This window comes from Limnoraphis robusta CS-951, assembly GCF_000972705.2.
This window is the reverse complement of the sequence record NZ_LATL02000255.1, coordinates 1-21,442: the sequence shown is the minus strand read 5'-3', so window position 1 is coordinate 21,442 and position 21,442 is coordinate 1. Positions and strand designations below refer to the sequence as shown.

Here is a 21,442-nt window from a genome sequence, read left to right as displayed (position 1 = left end):
TACCGTCGGGCAGATGGAAATTAACGCCTCCCGAGAGACTGACCTCTGCTTGGACGGGGAAACCCAACCCTTGTAAGTCAACTCAACGAAAGAGGAAACCCAAACAGTGATGTTTGGAATCTCCGTTGTTTACGACGGAGAGGATGTCAATGGCGTACAATGGCGATCGCTGGTGCGTTACCCGACTCGTAGGATTGCAAGATTTTCTTTTTGACGAGATCGGCAAATCGTTGGTTAATCGAAGACTCAATCGCGTTGGCTTCTTGTTTGAAACACACTTGATAACTTTTTGACTTATCATAGGTGCGAGTCAAACGGTTGTAAGTCTTTGTTGTTTTCGACTGGACAAATACCGAAGGTTCGGGGCGTTTGTACCAAAATAGACGGTAAGAGTGGGTGGATTCACTACTTTTGAACTTGAGAATATTCTCGGTTTTACCTAAAATATTAATGGCATAAAAATCCGTTCTCTTGTAAATTTGTAAATAGCCCCAATTCTTTTCGGTTTTATTGATCAATCTTTCAAGGGTGTTTTCCAGGGAGGGACAGGAATCAAAGGCTAGCATCGGCTACTTTAGATCGACATAGACTACTCATTTAATATATCAAAATCATCGCATTATGCAATACGATGTCGCGGCAATTATTCAGGGTTATGCTCAAGGCTACTTTCTCATGGCAGATGAGGATGATCAGAATTTGGGATGGTATACTTCTCGTCAAAGAGCATTGATTCCTCTTGATGAACGTTTTCGCTATCCGCGATCGCTACAAAGAGTGATTAATCAAAATCGTTTTAGTGTTGCGGTTAATCGTGATTTTAATGCTGTTGTTGAAGGATGTGCGAACCGAGAAACGACTTGGATTTCTTCTGAACTAAAATCGATTTATTACGCTTTATATCGGGCGGGGTATGCTTATAGTTTTGAAACTTGGCAAGGTGATCAACTCGCTGGCGGAATTTTAGGGCTGGTCATTGGCGGGGCTTTTATTGGAGAGTCGATGTTTTATCGCATTCCCGAAGGGTCAAAAGTAGCAATGGTGAAGCTGGTTGAACGCTTACGAGAACGTAATTTTGTGTTGTTTGATGCTCAGATGAATAATCCTCATTTGGATCGGTTTGGAGCTTATATTATTAGTCATAGAGAATACAAAAATTTACTCAATAAAGCTTGGGTTCGTAACTGTTCTTTAAAAGAATTTACAAAATAAAAAAACATTGACAAAAATAGGCAATTTCGATTATAATAGAAATAAAAAATACAATCAATAAACGGTTCATCAAGCTCGCGGGGAACTCCAAAAAATGTCTAATTTTCAAGGATCAATAGAAAAGCGCTCACATCTACTAGCCTCAAAAAAATACAATACTGTTAAAAATTGTTCTAAACCTGGTGAGGAAAAGTTGTATTGAACTAATTTTAATCCAAATTAACCCCTATGAAAACTCATCTGAAAAAGGAGATCAACTCTGATCCCAATTCTAACATAGGCGGCAACCGACCACCGCAGCAGATCGGAACTTCTCAACAGACCTCTGAAACTTCTGAAACTTCTCTACAGGATATGACGGGCCAGCAGTTATGGTATCGTAGACTAGAAGCACGGGACCAAGAGACCCTGGCTGTATTTGAATCGATTTCAGAGATTATTCTGATTATCGAAGCCAAAGGCAAAAATATTACTGTTATCCCCACTCGTCTTGATGAAAAATCGGGTCTCAAAGCTGCAATTATCAATCAAACAATTCAACAATTTTATGACTCTGAACAGTCCGAACAGTGGCTAGAGTTGATTCGACAAGTTTTCACAACCCAACAAACCCTCGAGTTTGAGTATAGCTTGTTAGTAGAAGAGCGAACCTTTTGGTTTTCCGCCTGTGTTTCCCCGAAAGTTCAATCCCAAAGTGTTCTTTGGGTAGCCCATGATATTACACAATCTCAACAAAGCCAACATTGGTTACAACTGCTGGAACGGGGTGTAGCCGCCAGTAGTAACGGAATTGTGATCACCGATGCGACGAATGCCGATAATCCGATTATCTACGTTAACCCCGGTTTTGAAAGGATTACAGGCTACAACCGCGAAGAAGTCATCGGAAAAAACAGTCGGTTTCTCCAGGGAACAGATAGAAATCAACCCAGCTTAGAAGAACTCCGACAAGCAATTATTGCCGGAAAAAGTTGCTACGTCACCCTGAGAAATTATCGCAAAGATGGCAGCTTATTCTGGAACGAGTTGACAATTTCTCCGGTGATTAATGAGCGGCAAAAAGTGACGCATTATATCGGTATTCAAACCGATATCACCGAACGAAAGCAAGCTGAAGAAGAACGAAATCACTTCTTTTTTCAGTCCATAAATTTACTCTGTATTGCCGACTTTAACGGTTATTTTACCCGGATTAATCCCGCTTGGGAAAGAACGTTAGGTTATACTCAAGCTGAACTTTTAGCCACACCTTTTATAGAGTTTGTTCATCCAGAAGACCGAGAAAAGACCTTAAAAGAAGCTGAAAAACTGAGCCAAGGTATAAATGTAATCTCCTTTGAAAATCGCTATCGTTGCCAAGATGGAAGTTATCGCTGGTTGGTGTGGAATTCTACGGCTGTGCTGGAAAGTAAACTGATTTATGCGGTTGTCTATGATATCACAGAACGCAAGCAAATTGAAGAAGCACTTAAACGACAAGCATTAACGTTTGCCAATATTTCCGATGGCATTATTATCACGAATTTAGAAGGAATTATTATTGATTGGAATCCGGCTTCTGAAAGAATGTTTGGCTATAGTAAAGCCGAAGTTTTAGGGAAAAGTGCTGAATTTTTATACACACCTGAAGAAGCCAAAACCCTGACCGCTAAAATCATTCGCTCAATGATCAAAAACTGTCGTTGGTCTGGAGAAATTACAGTCATTCGGAAAGATAAAACTCAACGGATTTGTGAAACGACTGTAGTTCCTCTCGAAGACGAACAGGGTAAGATTATCGCCGCCATTGGGGTGAACCGAGACATCACCGAAACGGTGAAAATTAGAGAGCAACTCAAAACCTCACAAATGTTGCTAGCTGGGGTTCTCAATAGTTCTCTAGATGGAATTATGGCATTTAAATCAGTTCGAGATGAAACCGGAAAAATTATTGATTTTGAATGGCTATTAATTAATCCCTCGGCTTGTGAAATCATAGGACGAAGCGAAACAGAATTATTAGGAAAACGGATGCTCGAAGAATTACCGGTAAACAAAGAAGAAGGACTTTTTGAGCGCTATATTCAAGTCGTAGAAACCGGAGAACCTCAAGAAAATGAATTTTACTATGAACACGAAGGGATCAAATGTTGGTTTATGAATATTGCGGTTAAATTAGAAGATGGGTTTGCAGTCACGTTTCGCAATATTACCCAAACAAAACAATCAGAACTGCAACTTCAACAACTCAATGATGAATTAGAATCTCGCCTGAATCAACTTCAACAACGCAATCTAGAAATGTTGCTACTCAGTCAGATGAACGATTTTCTACAAGCTTGTCTGACTTTAGAAGAAGCCTACAAAGCCTTTAGAACCCTGATTAAACCCCTATTTCCGGGTTGTTCTGGAGGGATTTTTATCACTAAAGCATCCCGTGATTTTCTAGAAGCTGTCGCCACTTGGGGAAACCTTCCCATCGGAGAAACGATATTTCATCCGAAAGATTGTTGGTGTCTGCGACGAGGACGAGAACATTGGGTTGATGGGGATGAGATTGACTTATTTTGTGATCATAGCGATCGCATTTTACCACCAAAAGCCACCCTCTGTTTACCGATGATGGCACAAGGAGAAACACTAGGATTACTGTACCTCTATTCTGATTCTCGCAATCATTTAGATGAAAATAAACGACAACTCGCCCGTACCGTCGCCGAACAAATGGCGCTGGCGATCACGAACTTGCAACTGCGGGAGAAACTACAAAATCAAAGTATTCGTGATCCCCTAACTGGATTATACAATCGTCGCTACCTAGAAGAATCTTTAGAGCAAGAAATTAATCGCGCTCGTCGCCATCAACACAGTATCGGTGTGATCATGATTGATATTGATCATTTTAAACGCTTTAATGATACTTTTGGGCATGATGGCGGAGATGCGGTACTCAAAGAAGTGGGGAAACTGTTAAAAAGTCATTTGCGAAGTTCTGATATTGCTTGTCGTTATGGCGGCGAAGAAATGACGCTGATTTTACCGGAAGCTTCTCTAGAAATTACCTATAAACGGGCGGAAGAAATTCGCCAATTCATCAAGCAAATTAATATTGAAAACAAACGTCAAAGCCTGGGAACAATTACAGCATCTTTTGGAGTGGCTTGTTTTCCGCAACATGGAATAAGCGGGGATGCAGTCATCCAAGTTGCAGATAACGCTCTTTATCAAGCAAAAAAACAAGGACGAGATCAGGTTGTAATAGCTGAGGTTGAGTAGGGTGGGTGACAACCGATAACTTAATTACTGAAATTAGCAACTTTTTGGCGTCACCCACCGGACAGTATAGTAGGGTGGGTGACAACCGATAACTTAATTACTGAAATTAGCAACTTTTTGGCGTCACCCACCCTACAGGGGTGAAATTAGGCATCACCCACCCTACTGAAATTAGCAACTTTTTGGCGTCACCCAGCCTACAGGGGTGAAATTAGGCATCACCCACCCTACTGAAATTAGCAACTTTTTGGCGTCACCCAGCCTACAGGGGTGAAATTAGGCGTCACCCACCGGACAGTATAGTAGGGTGGGTGAGAACCGATAACTTAATGATTAATATAACCAACTTTTTGGCGTCACCCACCGGACAGTATAGTTAAAATTGCCAATTTTTATTTAATTGTTTTTGCGTTCAATGACTAACGTTAAACTTTGCCATTCTCCCTTGTCATTGTAACGACGAATTAAACGCTGACGTTCGTTTGGATGAATGAGCCATCCCGCCTCAAAAAAGAACGCTTGACGCAGTTGAACCTGTTGGGGAACCGTTGCCGAAGCGCCATCGGGTAACAGATAAACTTTCACAGGTTGGGAACCTTGATCAAAATGTAGAATTGATCCGTCTATTGTCGCCGTTGAAGAAATCGTTTGATCGGCAAACGTTAAACTTTGAGCAAGTTTTCCGGTATTATCTAATTGAAGCTGCATTTGAGTGGAAAACGTATCAGGAGAACGTAAATCGGGATAAAGTGTTATTGCTTCTCCGTTCCAAGTTCCCAGTAACGCTTCAACCGTCAGAGGAGGACGTTCAACGGCGTCTGTATTGGCGCGTTTTTCTCGAATTAACGTCAGTTGTTCTAAGTTTCCGTCGGGATCAAACAATTCAACTAACCGCAAACGGCGATTTTCCGCCATAAACCCAAACTCCGCCCCCGACTTGGTAAACGGCGCCAACTGAATTGTGCCTTGAGAAAACGCCCCAGTCTCAAAAAACAGGATCTCTCGCCCCAAAGATTGAAATTCTCGAACTAATTCATCAACGGGGGGTTTTATGATACCATCAGGACTCGGCGGAAAACGACGCAACGTTAGACGAACGGTTTTGTTGTCGTTCAACCCCTCTAACTGCAAAATACTGGGCGTATCCTTGATGATTTCCCCTTGATTGGAAAATTCTGTAAACGAACCGTGCCATTCGCCCAAATTTACGAGAAAATTTTCCCATTGCGATCGCATAACTAAACCTCATTCTCAAAACGGTTTTCCCATGTTTCTATCTGGAATCGTCACCCTGCTGACTGACTTTGGCTTGAGTGATGTCTATGTCGGCGTAGTCAAGGGTGTCATCGCTCAAATCAATCCTGAATTACGAGTAATTGACTTAACTCATGATATTCCCCCTCAGAATATTGCGGCAGGTCGATTTTGTCTAATGAATGCTGTTCCCTATTTTCCCCCAAAAACGGTTCATATTGCTGTGGTTGATCCAGGAGTCGGGACTCAACGCAGGGCGATCGCTGTACAACTGCCTACAGGATACCTTGTCGGGCCGGATAATGGGGTTTTAGGAGGGGCGATGGGGGCGATGTTAGCCCAATGTCAGACGCCCGATGAGTTTACTGTAGTTGAGTTGAGTAATCCTGACTATTGGCGAACTCCTGTCCCCAGTACCACGTTTCACGGGCGGGATATTTTTGCGGCGGCGGGCGCTTATTTGGCCAGTGGAGTTCCTCTGCGAGAACTTGGACATCCGGTTGATCCGGCGACACTGACGGATTTGATTTTATCAGAATCGAGCTTTACAGAGGAAGGAATTGAAGGCTGTATTCAGCATATTGATCATTTTGGGAATTTAATTACAAATATTCCCGGTCATTTTATTGAGGGAAAAACTTGGTTTGTCGCCATTGGAGGGTTGAAGGAAGAAAACACAGAAGAATCGGTTCAGGAAAATTTAGATAAAAATAAGGAGAAGAAGAAGAAAAAAGGCAAAAATAATAAGGATAAAATTGCGAATAAAACCGCTTCAGAGATTGAATCTCTCTCTCAGGTGTCGCGAATTATTCCGGGTGGACGCACTTATGAAGATGTGAAACCGGGAAATTTCGTGGCGTTGGTGGGTTCTCATGGTTGGGTAGAAATTGCCGCCAATCAAGCCAATGCTCAATTGATTTTACAGCTAGAATGGGGATCACGGGTTCATGTGTTGCTGACGGATTCCTAAATCTTGTTAAGAGCTAGCAGCAAAAATGAGGATTTATCTTATTATTGATGTAGATAGTTCTAGCTTGGAAAATTTCAGGACAGTAGAGAGGAAGAAATAATGAGAAGAACAACCGTTAAATTGGCTGCATTTGCTTTATATTTTATCTTAATGAATCTTGGCTTTTCAGCAAAGGCTGATACCGTCAAAGTTCGCTGTGATTTTTATCCAAAAGGAGAAGATAAAGCCTCTGCTTCGGAGGTTTGTACCTTTTCTCAACGTCAGGGTAATATCTCAATTCAACGCCAAAATGGAACTCGATATGAATTGAGTCCTGTTGGAGATGAACCGGGAAATTTTAAAGATCAATCCGGTGAGGAGGTTTATCGACAAAGTGGCTTAGAAGATAGAGGACAGATTTTCCGAATGTCTGAAGAATCCATTTATATTTATTGGGATACTGCTCCGTTTCCGTCTGGTGAAGACCCCAATACCATGTGCAATCCTGCTGAAGAACCCTGTTAAAGATCGGGTTGAACTTGATCAATTTACCCGAACAGAATCAGCAACACCATATCCAGTATAAGGCCGTTTGTAGGGCGGATGCAAACCCAGAACAATATCTTGTTTAGGAACTCCCAGAGAAACTAATTCTTCTCCGACATCGATATCAGTGGCGTTGTGCTGAAGCCAAATTTTATCCTCTTTAATATCAAAATGCAGAACAATGTAATAAACTCGTTTTAGCCCTTTCCAACCGACTCGCATGAGTTGATAATGATCTCGTACCGTATCAAAAAGGAGTTGGCTTTCTACGTCTTCCGAGGGGAAATCGCTATGAGATTGTAGCAAAGTTTGAATGCAAGATCGATAATGTTTTAGCTTATCCATTGTACAATCTCCTCAGTTGTAGGCTCATAAATAATCAGCTTAAGTTGATGTTGTTTGATTGCAGCCTGGACAAAGCGACTTTGAAAAAAGGTTTCAAAGATTTCTAGAGGAACGGCTAGATAAAGTAAACGACTGGGTTCATTAACTGCTAGCATAATTCTATAGCTCAAAAACTGCCCTAAAGCGGTGTGGAAATCACTAATTGCTGAAGTTCCAATAAAACTTTTAACCTCAACTGCAATTTTTTCCTCACCTCTTTCTGCTGCAATCAACCGTTCGGCTGCTAAGTCTATTTTAACTTTAACTTCTTCCCATTCAAGTTTAAGGGGATCATGAGTGATAGTCCAGCCTGCCTTCTCTAAGCCTCGCTTGACTACTCCATGAAAAAGGTCTTTCGCTGCCATTGCCTCAACAGAGTAAGAGTAACATAATTGTACATCTGTTCTGTCAACATTGATTCACTCTATCGAATAGAATGCGAAGACAGCGCAACAACAAGCGTAATATCGGTACAATTAGGGTAACAGACTTCTAGACTCACTCCTAACTCATGCTATCTCCTGGGACTGTCCTCAATACTCGTTATCGACTCAAAGAAACCCTCAATAGCAACTCTGTCCGTCAAACCTGGCTAGCGGAAGACTTGAAGTTTAAAGATCAAGTGGTGGTGAAATTGTTAGCGTTAAGTGGTTCAATGGATTGGGATGACTTGAAACTTCTAGAACGAGAAGCGCAAATTTTACAACAACTTCATCATCCCCATTTGGTGCGTTATCGGGATTATTTTGCGGTTAATAGTTTGAATCCTTGGTTTTGTTTAGTGACTGAATATGTACCGGGAGTTTCTCTCAAACAAAGACTAGAAAAACGTCAAAAATTTACCCCAACCCAAATTCAATGGATCGCCGCAGAAGTTTTAGAAATTCTCAACTATTTACATCAGTTAAATCCTCCGGTTGTACATCGCGATATTAAACCGAGTAACCTGATTTGGGGAACGGATAATCATATTCATTTGATTGATTTTGGCTGTGTACAAATTCAACCGCGAACTCCAGGTGCGACGTTTACCGTTGTGGGAACCTATGGTTATACTCCGATTGAACAATTTGGCGGAGAAGCGGTTCCGGCGTCGGATTTGTATGCGTTGGGAGCAACATTAATTCATCTGTTAACGGGGATTTCTCCGGCAGAGTTACCGCAAGATAATCTGCAAATTCAGTTTAAAGATCGGGCGGTTTCTTCGATAGAACCTCAATTTTGTGATTGGTTAGAACGGTTAATCAATCCATCAGTTAAGGCACGTTATCTGAATGCAAGTCAAGCGTTAATTGCGTTGAATGCTTCGATCTCTACCGCGATACAATCTCCAGAAAATACGGGGATTCGTCTGTCGAAGTCGGCGAATAATTTGAAAATAGAAATTCCTTCTCGGTTTGCAATAGAATATATTCGCTCCGGCAAACAAACGCTTCAAAAGAGTCTTTGGAATTGGGGAGAACGACTTTTTTCTTTGCGTTTATTTGTTAAATTGCAGATTGTTACGGTTGTCGCCCTAGCCAGTTGGGTTTTGTGGTTATTACCGCTTCCCCTAGACAAAATAGGGTTGAATTTAATTTCTTCGTTGTTGTTTTTACCGTTTATTTTAATAATTTTGGGTGTGCCTGCGGGATTGATATTTTTAATTTTACTCCTCAATTCTGGTGTGGATTATTTTGAAAAAATCTCTCTAGACTTAGATGAAAAGATGTTAGAGATTTGTTGGCAATCTTGGGGTTTCCCTAAACGAAAAGTGATTAACTTGTCAGAAATTCAAAATATTAATCTAACTCAAAGCAAAGCCGGAAATGGTCAACTTTACCCGACGTTAGAAATTGCCATCTACAAACAAATGATGTTTTTCCTCTCTAAACGTAAAACCTATCACCTCGGACAGCAATTAAAAACAGAAGAGCTAGAATGGCTGAAACAAGAAATGAGTGATTGGTTAAGTATTCATACGAACTCCCTACCGCAATTAACAGCCCGTTCTCAAGATTCTATCCAAAAAATAACCTAAAAAGACCTCGATTGAATAAACCGGTTTTTTCAAGCTAAAATCAATGTATGGACTGAAATCATCTATCTTCATTTCACTATGGGTATTCTGCCGGAAATGTTAACAACCAGTTCTTTCATTCCTCATGGTCACTGTTATCTTTGGAAACCTCAACTGGTCAGCTTACACGTCATTTCTGATTTACTCATCTTTTTGGCTTACTTCTCGATTCCGGCTACCCTATTTTACTTTGTCCGCAAGCGAAAAGATCTGCCCTATGTTCATATTTTCCTGCTGTTTGCTGCGTTTATTATTGCTTGTGGTTTGACTCACTTTCTGGGAATTGTCACACTCTGGTATCCGATTTATTGGGTATCGGGAATCGTTAAAGCAATTACAGCCTTTGTTTCCGTTTTGACAGCCGTTGCTATCATTCCGATTGTTCCCCAAGTTTTAGCTTTAAAAAGTCCTGCTGAACTCGAACGCATTAATGAAGCCCTACGTCAGAGCGAAGAACGGTTTCGTTTAGCGTTGCAAAATTCTCCCATTACCTTCTGTATTCAAGATTGTGAGTTACGTTATAGCTGGATTTATAACCCCGCTCCCGGCTTTACGGTTGAACAGGTTATAGGTCAGTTAGAAACGGATATATTATCTGCGGAAGAAGCTCAAAAAATCATCGCAATTAAGCAACCTGTATTAGAGACAGGCGTGAGAAATCGTCAGGAGTTTTTGAATAATCAAAACGGAGAATTACGTTACTTTGATATTAATGTAGAACCTCTAAGAGATAGCCATAATAATATTATTGGGCTTACCAGTGTTGCGCTTGATATTACCGAACGCAAACAAGCCGAACTCGAACGTCAACGCGCCCAACAACTACAACGAGCGAAAGAAGCGGCTGAATCTGCGAATGTTGCTAAAAGTCGTTTTTTGGCAAATATGAGCCATGAACTTCGTACTCCTTTAAATGCCATTTTGGGGTTTACTCAACTGTTGCTTAGACAGCCTCAATTCTCCGATGAACCAACAAGCGAGTATCTGAAAATTATTCATCGCAGTGGAAAACATCTCCTCAACTTAATTAATGATATTCTTACCTTGTCTAAAGTTGAAGCGGGTCGAGTTTCCCTGAAAGCAAAACCGTTTGATTTGTATGCTTTGCTTAAAAGCATCGAAGAAATGTTTTCCCTAAGCGCAGCAAATAAAAGATTAACGCTGGAGTTTAAAATTGGTGCAGATGTTCCTCGGGGTTTGAAAGCCGATGAGGAAAAATTGCGACAAATTCTGATTAATTTGCTGTCTAATGCGGTTAAGTTTACCTCAACAGGTAGCGTGACTTTAACGGTTCGTTCTAAAAATGTTTCCGATGACATCAATTCAAACTGTGAACTTCTGTTTGAGGTGAGAGATACCGGGATGGGAATTGCACCTGATGAACTGGATAAAATCTTTGAACCCTTTACTCAGACTGAAATAGGTGAGAAAGTTAAACAAGGAACTGGACTCGGTTTGGCAATTTGTCGCGAATTTGTGGAGTTGATGGGAGGTGATATTACGGTTGAGAGTCAGTTAGGGATGGGAAGTATATTTCAGTTTTATCTCCCGTTAGAACAGGTAGAGTTGGAGGATATTGAACCCGAACTTCCCCAGCATCGGGTTATGGGTTTGATGAAAGATCAACCTGAATATCGGATTTTAGTGGCTGAAGACCGTGCTGATAATCGTCAATTGATTGTTAAACTTTTAGAAACGGTAGGTTTTCAAGTGAAAGCAGCCCAAAATGGTCGAGAAGCGGTTGAACTTTGGGAGAGTTGGTCGCCTCATTTGATTTGGATGGATATGCAAATGCCTGTGATGAATGGTTATCAGGCGATTGAAAAAATTAAAGCGACACCCAAAGGGAAAGAAACGATTATTATTGCCTTAACTGCTTCGGCTTTTGAGGAAGATTACCACAAAATTCTCGCTCTCGGTTGCAATGATTTTGTTCGGAAACCCTTTCAAGAACAGGAGATTTTTGCTAAAATTAAGCAATATTTGGATGTATCCTATGTTTATCAAGATCAACAGCTAGACTTGACCCATCAACCCCCGACAAACCGGGAGCGAAATCACCTCGTTCGAGAAGATTTTGCGGTGATGCCTCTTTCATGGCGACAGCAACTTCATCAAGCGGCTTATCTCGCCAATGAAGCAGAAATTGCTCAGTTAATTCGACAAATTCCTCGAACTGAAACGTTTCTGCTTGAACGACTAACAGAACTGGTGAATCGTCTTCAGTTTGAAGAAATTGAAGTTTTAACTCAACCTGAATCTCTATGAATAGTATACCCTATCTTGAACCTTCTGAATATATTTTACTGGTTGATGACGAGTTGGATAATCTAACTGTTCTTTCAGCTTTATTGGCTCAACAAGGTTACACGGTGCGCCGAGTTTTGAATGGACAAAAAGCCTTAAATTTACTGCGTTCCAAGGAACCTCCAGCGTTAGTTATGCTCGATATTATGATGCCTGAAATGGATGGCTATGAAGTGTGTAAACAGATTAAAAGGGATGAAAAAACACAAGATATTTCGGTGATTTTTTTAAGTGCTTTAGATGAGGTAAAAAATAAAGTCAAAGGGTTTGAAGTCGGAGGATCAGACTATATTACGAAACCTTTTGAGTCATTAGAAGTGATGGCTCGGGTTGAGAATCAACTGGGTTTACGAAAGCTGAAACAACATATTAAACTCGAAGCACAGTTAAGACAATCTCTAATTAAAGAAAAAGAACTGACGGAATTAAAACGACGAATTATTACAACTATTTCTCACGAATATCGCACGCCCTTATCGGTGATTCTCAGCTCGGCGGAACTGCTAGAACATTACTGTGATTCTGAAAATGAAAAGCAGCAAAAGCATATTAAGCGGATTCAACAAATGGTACAACATCTCAGCAGTTTGGTGAATGATGTGGCATTAATTAATGAATTTGAACAAGACCAAGTGATTCTGAAACCTATCACTTTAAATTTAATTGAATTTGGTAAAATTTTGATTTCCGAGATAAAGTTGGTTAGAAAAGTTAAACAAAAAATTAACTTTTCCTATCAAGGACATGAGTTCTTGGCAAAATGGGATGAGAGAATTTTACGACAAATGTTGAGCCATTTACTCTCGAATGCTATTAAATTTTCTCCGGCTGATAGTGAGATTGATTTAAAATTAATTCAACAACAAGATACCATTCAGTTTCAGGTACAAGATCGAGGAATTGGTATTCTCGCCGAGAACCAGGAGAAAATTTTTGATCCGTTTTATCGGGGGGATAATATTGGGACGATTCAAGGAGAAGGTGTGGGTTTAGCGATTGTCAAAAAATGTGTGAATTTGTACGGAGGTCAAATTCTATTGAAAACAGAGCTGAACAAAGGTACAATATTTATAATTACTTTGCCCATCCCGAAAAATTGAGGAGATGTGAAAAAAAGAAAACTATCTTAAGCATCCCAATTGTTTGAGGGTTTGAATAAACTCCGTCGTTTGAGATAAAGAAGCGATCGCCACCGTTTCAGGAATTTCAAAACAGAGGCAGGGAATCATTGATGAGGGGGTATATTAGTATCAATCAGCAGTTCTTCTATAATCTGACTTAACTGCTTGCAAATTTCAATCAAAATATCGGGACGTTGATAGGTTAAACTGAGTAAGCGATTTTTTTCCAGTTTTAAGAGTTGACAATCCGTTACCGCGATCGCTCCAACCCGAGAAGGAGATTCGGCAAAGAGCTGATATTCTCCAAAATATTCTCCCGATGAAAGCTGTTTAATCATCTGTTGAGTTCCCGCAATTGATTTCAGCAAAGCGACACACCCGCTACTGACAATATAGAGATGAGTGCCGATACTTCCTTCGGAAATAATCACCTCTCCTTCCCTAAACTCTTCTTCGACGAACTCTTGATTGAGAATCAATAATTCATCTAAAGACATCTTCTGAAATAGAGAAATATTTTTCAGCAACAGTATACGATTCATAAAATATAGATTGATATCCGATAGGGGTGCTGTCGATGGAAAAACCTGTTGGACGACTTCTTGAACCAGAGAATCGGAAGTTTGAATTAACAAAGAAGGTACAGTTGCCAAAGCCATGATCGCGCCGATTTCTATCCAACGATCTTTACATTCTAAAGCTTCTAACAGCAACTTGTATCCCGTTGTTTTCATCCAGTCGGCGTTGAGGGTGATTTCTACTCTAGATCTGGGTTCATCTGCCCATTGTTCTAAAAGGGGTAAAATTGGTAAAATAAACCGACGATAACGCAAGGAAGCAATCGTTTCAACGGCATTGGCTCGACTTCTTTTATTGGTAGAATAACGCAACACCCGCATCGCTTCTAAGGTGTGATGACATCCTAAAGCAGATAACGCATAAAACACTCGTTCAATGACTCGGAACTGGAAGTCTTGAATGGCGATAGCGAACAGTTTCCAAGAGGAATGTTCATCAGGGAGTTGCCATTTCAAAGTTCTAGAAACCTGTTGTAACTCTAAACTTAAATGCTCATAAAGGATATCTTCCGCCCGATTAGTTCCAATATAACCGATTGCTGTAATCGCTGTTTCTACGACTTCCTGACGCTCGGAGAGCAAGCATTCTTCTACATAGGATAAACCCTTTTCTCCGTAAAATGCGATCGCTTCAGCAGCCCGAGATCGCACCCGACAGTCTATATCCTGTAAAAAAGTCGCCAAATAGGGAAGCATTTGTGGATCTTTAATGACTCCCAAAACTTGTAAAGCCGCCGCCCGAACTTCGGGGTTAGTATTGGTTAATTCTGAGGCGGCTAGTTCTTTTAAACGAATATCTTGAGGAGAAGCTAAATTCACTAAAGCTTTAAACCCTTGTTGTTTGATCTCACAACTGGCAAGCGGTAAAATTTGATATAAAATCGGGATTAACTCCTGTCTGCCTGTATGAGAAATCACATCAATGGTAGCTTGAGCAATCGGACAATCTAATTCCATTTGCCACAATTGTTGACAGGTTTTCTGTATTTGTGGATACAAACTTTGTTGATGCGCCGTTACCGCTACACAAGTTAAGGCGCGAATTTCTTCTTGTTCATCTGTGAGTAAAGTAGTGAGTTGAGTTTCTGGAATAGACTGATTTTGATCAATCAAAAGTTCGAGTGCAACGGCTTTATTCATTGAGTTGTCTGAGTTTAACCCTTGTTGCACCCAATCTAAAATTATCGGTTTCGGTAACTGCCGCAAAAAAGAAACCATTGCTTGTCTTAACTGTGGATCGGCTTGAGTTAATAAAGTATTAACTTCGGGTAGAAATTGCTGCGGAGGTTGCACATAACTTGCTAATTGTAAGCCCAAAATTTGACTATTGTGATCGCGACTGCTGAGGAGATTCTGCACTTCGCTTTGATAATCTGAAGGAAGGGTTAATCCTTTTCGGACTTGATATAAATTCACTGAACCTGAAATCAGCATTTTCATCACGGATTGCACATAATTTTTCCCTGTTTTAATACTCACTCCGACTAATATTAAACTTAAAATAACACCCAAAAAACTAATCGGAAAATAATTCATTGAACTCATCAAGCCCAGTAAAATTAAACCGCCTAGCATTTCACCAACAGGCGAAAATAACCCTTCACTCAAAATTCTAAATGTATCCCGCGCTTGAGGAGGTACTGCACTGTAGTTGAGGCTTTTTAAAGGGTCAGCAATACTTCGATAAATCGCCACATGATTCAGGTTCGCAAAAACAGCAGTCGGAAACCCAAAGTTAACTAAAAACCCGATAAAACTGATTAGGGTTGTGACTGGATAAATCAGGTTAGCACGACTAATTCCGAGTTGTTGGATCAAGGGCGTTGTAACCAGAGAAGTCAGTAATAATTGCACTAAGCTAAAAATTGCTGAACTGATTCCTAAAAAGCTCGTTAGATCTTTGGTTTTGGGAAATTGTTGAGTGTATACGGTAGAAAAGAGAAATTCGGTTAACAGTCTGAGTAATAAGACAATAAAGATACTGACTGCTAAATAAAAAATAATCGGATACTGTTTGGCAAGTCGCGGAAATTTCTGAAGACTATCAATCAATCCTTGACTGGATTGGCTGGGGTCGGGGGGGTTGATTTCAATCGATTTTTGATCTCGTTCGAGGTAGACTAATTGAGCGATCGCGATCGCATAGAGAAAAGGAATGCTTAAGAGTAAACTTTCGGGCGGAATAAACTGTACAATAATGCTACCCAAACTATTAGCCAGGAGAAATCCTAGATTCGCACTTAAAGACAAAAATGCGGTGTATCGTTTCAGTTCGAGAGCGGTAAAATAGTCGGAAAATAAGGTCGAAAAGCTGATTTTTATCAGTAAAACACTAAGAAGATTAGAAAGAATATATAAACCAAAAAAAGGTAAAGTGCTGCTAGTTTGTTGAGTGATCAGCACTTGAATAGCACCAACGAACAAAATACTCCCAAACAGTATCCAGCGAAAGAGTCGGATGTGGGAAATGCGGTTAACAACGCCAATAAATGCTGTCGAGACGACAATTAAAACGAGGGGTGTAATTGTAAATAGAAGCGGAAGAGACCCAGGGCCAACGCGATCGAGAAATAAAGAACGAGCCAACAGCGCAAATAGGGCTTGACTGATGGTGAGAGACAGCAGCAAAAATAAAAAGTGAGCCAGTCGTCGCGTTTGGACTGAGAGCAACAGATAGCGTTGGAGCAGCGAGTTCAGCATAGAGGTTCACTCAGCAGATGATATACAGCCTAGCCGATAGATTGACTAGATTGTAGTCCAGGGCTGACTTTCAAGCATTTGTTTTGATTTGTTATGAATCCTTGGCAAACTCAAGCGTAAAGTGTAACAATGAATACAGAAAAACAACTTACCTTAATAACCTAAGTTTTTTTTTTGTTTAGAGATTAGGAGTGATCACAGAAGATGAAACTGACCTATCGTACAATTAGTTATGAACTCAATCAGCCCCCGATTGACATGGTTGAAAGCGAACTTGGGGGTAAATATCGGGGAAATGCTTGGCAGGTTCACTATCCAAGACACATTCCTGTTCCTGTTGCAAACTCACATTTAAAGTATCGTGGTGTCGCTTACTGTTCAGAGGACGTCCGAAGCGTTGAGAGTAATGGGATGATGAATGTATCGCCGGAAATTCAACCCCAAACTCCCAAACGGGAACCGACTCCAGAAAATATTATGGCTGTTCATACCACGAATATTTGTCGAATTCTTGAACGTCGCCGACAAGCTGCACTGGCGCGAGGTGATGAGAGATTACTCAAATTGCTAGAATTAGAAGCGCGACAATTAGTATGTTAGTGGTCTTTTAGAAAGCTTCCACCATTTAACCTTAGCGTTAGAAACATCTTCTCATCAACTTTGATCCTATTGCAATCCTAAATGATTTTTAAATTCCAGATTCCCGGTTTCTCCAAGAAGCTGGGAATTTGAATCTGTATTATTTTTTGAGAAGATTATTTTTAAAATTGAAAAAAGAATGCTACAAGAGGCAATAGGCAAAAGGCAATCTTGCAAAAGGCAAAAGGGAATGAGAAGATGGGAAAGTTTGATCACTGGTACGGACAATTGATGAATTATATCATGTCCGGATAATTAGTGATAAAAAACTTTCTCATAATCCTCCTCTTTCTTCTTCTTGATTTCCTCCTGACTCGGTGACTCGGTGACTCCTGACTCCTCTGTCGTTTATTTATAACTGTTCAACCGGACATGATATTACCCCTACAACTGTTGACTGATAACTGTTTTAAGCGATCGCGGTGAAAATATTCCTGATGACTCAAAACCCGAATGTTATCTTTAAGGTAGGGAAAACTCTAGCACAGCCTGCAACTAATCCGTTGTTTTGACTGGCTTTATACCCAGGTTCTTAACCTTTGGTAGAAGTCGCTTTTTGCTGTGAAAGAGTACAGTCAAGCAGGACTAATTTACCCGAATTTCGCTTAAACATTAGGAGGTTAATGATGAAACTCCATCGATTCAGTCTTAGCATGATTCTCACAACTGCAACGCTATTCACCTTAACGACATCTCAGGTGATGGCACAAGAATCTCGCTTTTTTGGGGAACGGGCCAAACCTGATTGCATTCAGGACGCTTTACCCAACGAAGATGTTTCTCCAGAGAAAAATATCAAAAATTCTCGGTTTCATTGTGGCCGAGAAGAATACACGACTCAACCCCCCTTTCGATAAAAAAATCTCGGCTTCACCGAATTTATTTTTCTCTCATCCCTCTCAGTGTGCCTTCTATTTTTTCTGGTGAAATTAAATTGATTATTGCCTACAAATCGGATTAATATTGATTAAAGGTTTTCACACTGCCATCAGGACGAAACGACAACACAGAAAAGGGTTCTTTAATATTACCGGACTCCATCCCTGGCGCACCGAGCGGCATTTGAGGGACAGCTAAACCGGAGACTGGGGGTTTTTCTGCTAACAAGCGTTTAATATCTGAGGCGGGAACATGACCTTCTATAGCGTATCCGTCAACGACTGCGGTATGACAAGAGGTTAACTCATCCGGTACCCCATATTGTTGTTTAACTGCCGCGACATCTTCTGTGACAATATTAGTGGCTTGAAAGCCATTGGTTTCGAGGTGTTGTACCCAAGCTTTGCAGCATCCACAAGTGGGACTTCGATGCACGGTAATATTGAGGGGAATATCAGAATATGCTATCGTTTGTGTGGGATTTGTTGCTTGATTTGCAGATTGACTCCACACTGTAACTGCAATCCCTGCAATCATAGCGGTTCCTGCAACGACTGCAAGAATAGGACGAAGATATTGATGCAGCCAATTTGTTGGAGGTTGATTAGACATAGAATTTAGTTAGATTTATAGCAGTTTGCGTTTGAATTCATATCATGTCCGATTCATTAATGATCATGTTGTAGGGGCGGGTTCTGTCTCTATCTGTGTTTTCTTGGCAAGAATTGAGATAAACCCGCCCTATCCCCTCTATCATTATAATCAAAGTCAGTAAACTCGCCCACAGGAAGTAGACCCCAAAAACCCGGTAACTTTAGCGCGCACCCGGTTTTTATTCCACACTATAATTATAATCAAAAAATCAACCTTCTAGAACTCACCTGTCATTTAATAATGAATTTACCTATTTTCGCAGATATTGAAAAAGCAACCCAACGCCTTCAGGGATATGCTTACCGAACCCCGGTTGTGACTTCTCGAACCGTTAACGAATTAACCCAAGCAGAAGTTTTCTTTAAATGTGAGAACTTTCAACGCACGGGTTCGTTTAAATTTCGGGGTGCTTTTAACGCTTTGTCTCAACTGTCTGAGGAACAAAAATCTCGCGGTGTTTTAACATTTTCTTCGGGAAATCATGCTCAAGCGATCGCACGTTCAGGTCAGCTTTTAGGCATTCCCACCACTATTATTATGCCGTCTGATGCTCCCACTGTCAAGCAAGCGGCAACACGGGGTTATGGGGCGGAAATTATTCTCTATGAACGTGCAGAAGTTGCCCGTGAAGTCTTATGTCAACAAATTGCAACCGAACGAAATTCTACGATTATTCCACCCTACGATCATCCTGATATTATAGCCGGACAAGGTACAACGGCGTTTGAGCTTTTAGAAGAAGTAGGAACGCTAGATTTATTATTGGTTTGTTGTGGGGGTGGGGGTTTATTATCCGGTTGTGCGATCGCCACTCGTCAGCTTGCGCCTGATTGTAAAATTATCGGGGTTGAACCTGCAAATGCTGATGATGCAACTCGTTCTTTTCAAACGAAAACGTTACAGAAAATTGAGAATCCAAAAACCATAGCAGATGGGGCGAGAACTCCCTATTTAGGAAAGCTAACGTTTCCGTTAGTGTTGCAGAATGTCGATGATATGGTAACAGTTTCAGAAGAAGATATTATTAAAACAATGTTCTTTGTTTGGGAACGCATGAAGTTAGTGATTGAACCAACGGGTGCGTTAGCTGCTGCTGCATTAATTCAAGGTGTTGTGAAAGCAAAGGGTTCTCGTGTTGGGGTGGTTATTAGTGGCGGAAATGTGGATTTAAAACAAATAAGTCAGCTTTTTTAAAACCTTTAATTGATTGTTAATCAATGTCTGTCGGAATCAAAACCATCACCTGTAGCGGATATAGATCAAGAATTCCGTAGAATTACTGAGGTTTTTTATTGTCGTCCTTGCTATCATTTGCATGAGTGAGTTTAAATCAAGGAAAATTGTTATATCAGAAATCTGATCAACAATCCTTCAATGAGACTGACTCATCTATGATGAACTCTCAGGGACGTTAATATTATGACTTCAACTCATTCAGCATCTCAACAAGCAAAGAAACGTTTATTAGAATTTGCTAAACAAGGAAATCCTAAAGCCATTGTGATGTTTTTAAATCGTTTCAACAGTTCAGAAGACATTGCTACGATTATAGAAGACAATCCTACTATTAAAAATAATTGTCTAAATATTAGAGTAGAATCTTCGCAATTTCCCCTCAATTACCCGTCTAAAAAATACATCTATGATGCCTTGAAAATGTTGGCAATAGAATATATTGAATCTGTCATAATTGAACCTAACATCCAGAACAACCCTAAAAAACCTTGTAAAGAACGTATTGATTTAACCAAAGAATTAGAAAAACCAAAACCTGAATCTTCAGTATCAAAACAATTAAAATGGCCTGCTTGGTTTCCCTATCCAAGTTCATGGATACGGATGATCGTATTAATATTATGGTTATTTATTGTTATTAGAATTGTTGCCTTTTGGGGAGTTATTATTGGGGGAACGGTGTCTGTCGTCTCTGAAGATGTAATGCCGTTGTTTCAAGCTTTAGGAATTGGCGTTATTGGTTCAATATTCATTCTAACGTATTTTCATCATATTTTATCCTATATAGGTCAATTTTTGTTTAGTAAATCATCATCAAAATCTTTTAAGTGGTTGCCAACGCCTCTGAGTTTATGGGAAGGAATATATACGCCGATAGTTTTAACCTTATCCGTTTTAACTGTTTTCTTAGTTATTTTACCCTTTATGCCCTGGGAAACTTGTCAAACCGAACTCCTATTTGAAGATACAAATTGTCAAAGTCGTATTCAAAATTATTTAGCGAGTCTAGAAGTTATAGCGACTATTATTTGGATAACATCAGGTTTATATCTTTACCAAATAGAGTATTTAATTCGCACAAGAGTTCCATTTTACAAAGTCCTTAAATTTCTAGCTTTAGTCTTTTTCTCTTTCATGTCAACTGTTATTATTTACACAACTGCAACAAATTTTGATTATATTTATGGTGCATTTGCTAATTTTTAAAATCATTTTTCGATATCAGAATCATCTGAAGTTGTAGATTTACCAGAAGATCAAAATGTAGATGCCAATTTATCTGAAGTTGTCACACCTCAACTTCCCGATGAAAACTTCAAAAAAGGCATAGAAAATGCGACGAATGCTTCATTATTAGTTCAAAAGGCAAAAACAAAACAAGAATGGGCTTTTGTCGCCACACAATGGCAAAATGCAATCGATTATATGAAACAAGTACAACCCTCTGACACCAATTACAAAGCTGCACAGGAACGGGTTGTACAATATCAAAAAAATCTCGAATATGCGCGTTTAGCAGGGAGTCAAGCTAAATAATAACTGATACCATTTCTCTTTAATAGTGCAACTCACTCCCTCGTTACCCCCATTTTTAAGGCAGAGCCGTTTCAAAGTCGATAAACATTTGCTTAGAACCTCTCCCCCAACCCCTCTCTATCCCCCCTTGATC

Annotated in this window: 18 protein-coding genes; 11 read left to right on the top strand and 7 right to left on the bottom strand. The window is 40.1% G+C overall.

All coding sequences use genetic code 11. The features are described 5' to 3' along the window. Window positions 1-146: 146 nt before the first annotated feature. Complete coding sequence (locus tag WN50_RS21765) at window positions 147-566, bottom strand: hypothetical protein (RefSeq protein WP_046282318.1); 420 nt, start codon at window positions 564-566, stop codon at window positions 147-149. Between the two features lie 55 nt (window positions 567-621). Between WN50_RS21765 and aat the strand changes: the two genes are divergently transcribed. Together aat and WN50_RS31100 are read left to right on the top strand one after the other, a co-directional pair. Beyond that, complete coding sequence (aat, locus tag WN50_RS21760) at window positions 622-1,212, top strand: leucyl/phenylalanyl-tRNA--protein transferase (protein WP_046282317.1); 591 nt, start codon at window positions 622-624, stop codon at window positions 1,210-1,212. A 228-nt stretch (window positions 1,213-1,440) separates the two neighbouring features. Continuing rightward, window positions 1,441-4,467, top strand: coding sequence for a sensor domain-containing diguanylate cyclase (locus tag WN50_RS31100; protein WP_053221573.1), 3,027 nt, complete (start codon window positions 1,441-1,443; stop codon window positions 4,465-4,467). 396 nt (window positions 4,468-4,863) lie between these two features. Here WN50_RS31100 and WN50_RS21750 read toward each other — a convergent pair whose 3' ends face one another. Continuing rightward, window positions 4,864-5,703: a DUF3598 family protein gene (locus tag WN50_RS21750; RefSeq protein ID WP_046282316.1), complete on the bottom strand. Its 840-nt coding sequence runs from the start codon at window positions 5,701-5,703 to the stop codon at window positions 4,864-4,866. A gap of 31 nt (window positions 5,704-5,734) precedes the next feature. Between WN50_RS21750 and WN50_RS21745 the strand changes: the two genes are divergently transcribed. Both WN50_RS21745 and WN50_RS21740 read left to right on the top strand, forming a co-directional pair. Continuing rightward, window positions 5,735-6,691: an SAM hydrolase/SAM-dependent halogenase family protein gene (locus WN50_RS21745; protein ID WP_046282315.1), complete on the top strand. Its 957-nt coding sequence runs from the start codon at window positions 5,735-5,737 to the stop codon at window positions 6,689-6,691. A 99-nt stretch (window positions 6,692-6,790) separates the two neighbouring features. Then, window positions 6,791-7,195 (top strand): hypothetical protein, encoded by a 405-nt coding sequence (locus WN50_RS21740; protein WP_046282314.1) that lies wholly within the window; start codon window positions 6,791-6,793, stop codon window positions 7,193-7,195. Between the two features lie 18 nt (window positions 7,196-7,213). Here WN50_RS21740 and WN50_RS21735 read toward each other — a convergent pair whose 3' ends face one another. After that, window positions 7,214-7,561, bottom strand: a complete 348-nt coding sequence (locus WN50_RS21735) for a XisI protein (RefSeq protein ID WP_046282313.1) — start codon at window positions 7,559-7,561, stop codon at window positions 7,214-7,216. Further along, the gene (locus WN50_RS21730) at window positions 7,549-7,965 is read right to left on the bottom strand and encodes a XisH family protein (protein ID WP_046282312.1); all 417 of its coding nucleotides are present in this window, start codon (window positions 7,963-7,965) and stop codon (window positions 7,549-7,551) included. Before WN50_RS21730 ends, WN50_RS21735 begins: the two co-directional genes overlap by 13 nt. Before the next feature lie 146 nt (window positions 7,966-8,111). Between WN50_RS21730 and WN50_RS21725 the strand changes: the two genes are divergently transcribed. From WN50_RS21725 to WN50_RS21715, 3 genes are all read left to right on the top strand, one after another. Beyond that, window positions 8,112-9,620, top strand: coding sequence for a serine/threonine protein kinase (locus tag WN50_RS21725; RefSeq protein ID WP_046282311.1), 1,509 nt, complete (start codon window positions 8,112-8,114; stop codon window positions 9,618-9,620). Between the two features lie 78 nt (window positions 9,621-9,698). After that, window positions 9,699-11,927, top strand: a complete 2,229-nt coding sequence (locus WN50_RS21720) for a PAS domain-containing hybrid sensor histidine kinase/response regulator (RefSeq protein ID WP_046282310.1) — start codon at window positions 9,699-9,701, stop codon at window positions 11,925-11,927. Next, entirely contained in the window at window positions 11,924-13,066 is a 1,143-nt protein-coding gene (locus WN50_RS21715; RefSeq protein WP_046282309.1) for a hybrid sensor histidine kinase/response regulator, read from the top strand. Before WN50_RS21720 ends, WN50_RS21715 begins: the two co-directional genes overlap by 4 nt. A 21-nt stretch (window positions 13,067-13,087) precedes the next feature. Here WN50_RS21715 and WN50_RS36490 read toward each other — a convergent pair whose 3' ends face one another. After that, a complete protein-coding gene (locus WN50_RS36490; protein WP_160315421.1) occupies window positions 13,088-13,195 on the bottom strand; it encodes an EAL domain-containing protein in 108 nt (35 codons plus the stop codon). Further along, on the bottom strand, window positions 13,192-16,365 hold the full coding sequence (locus tag WN50_RS21710) for a HEAT repeat domain-containing protein (protein WP_046282308.1): 3,174 nt from the start codon (window positions 16,363-16,365) through the stop codon (window positions 13,192-13,194). The genes WN50_RS36490 and WN50_RS21710 overlap by 4 nt, the downstream gene beginning before the upstream one ends. A gap of 204 nt (window positions 16,366-16,569) precedes the next feature. Between WN50_RS21710 and WN50_RS21705 the strand changes: the two genes are divergently transcribed. Both WN50_RS21705 and WN50_RS21700 read left to right on the top strand, forming a co-directional pair. Then, window positions 16,570-16,965 (top strand): DUF4278 domain-containing protein, encoded by a 396-nt coding sequence (locus WN50_RS21705; RefSeq protein WP_046282307.1) that lies wholly within the window; start codon window positions 16,570-16,572, stop codon window positions 16,963-16,965. 692 nt (window positions 16,966-17,657) lie between these two features. Then, a complete protein-coding gene (locus WN50_RS21700; RefSeq protein ID WP_046282306.1) occupies window positions 17,658-17,861 on the top strand; it encodes a hypothetical protein in 204 nt (67 codons plus the stop codon). A gap of 100 nt (window positions 17,862-17,961) precedes the next feature. Here WN50_RS21700 and WN50_RS21695 read toward each other — a convergent pair whose 3' ends face one another. Beyond that, window positions 17,962-18,495 (bottom strand): DUF411 domain-containing protein, encoded by a 534-nt coding sequence (locus tag WN50_RS21695; protein ID WP_053221572.1) that lies wholly within the window; start codon window positions 18,493-18,495, stop codon window positions 17,962-17,964. 282 nt (window positions 18,496-18,777) lie between these two features. Between WN50_RS21695 and WN50_RS21690 the strand changes: the two genes are divergently transcribed. Both WN50_RS21690 and WN50_RS21685 read left to right on the top strand, forming a co-directional pair. Next, complete coding sequence (locus WN50_RS21690; protein ID WP_046282305.1) at window positions 18,778-19,731, top strand: threo-3-hydroxy-L-aspartate ammonia-lyase; 954 nt, start codon at window positions 18,778-18,780, stop codon at window positions 19,729-19,731. Between the two features lie 225 nt (window positions 19,732-19,956). After that, entirely contained in the window at window positions 19,957-20,979 is a 1,023-nt protein-coding gene (locus tag WN50_RS21685) for a hypothetical protein (RefSeq protein WP_046282304.1), read from the top strand. Window positions 20,980-21,442 lie beyond the last annotated feature (463 nt).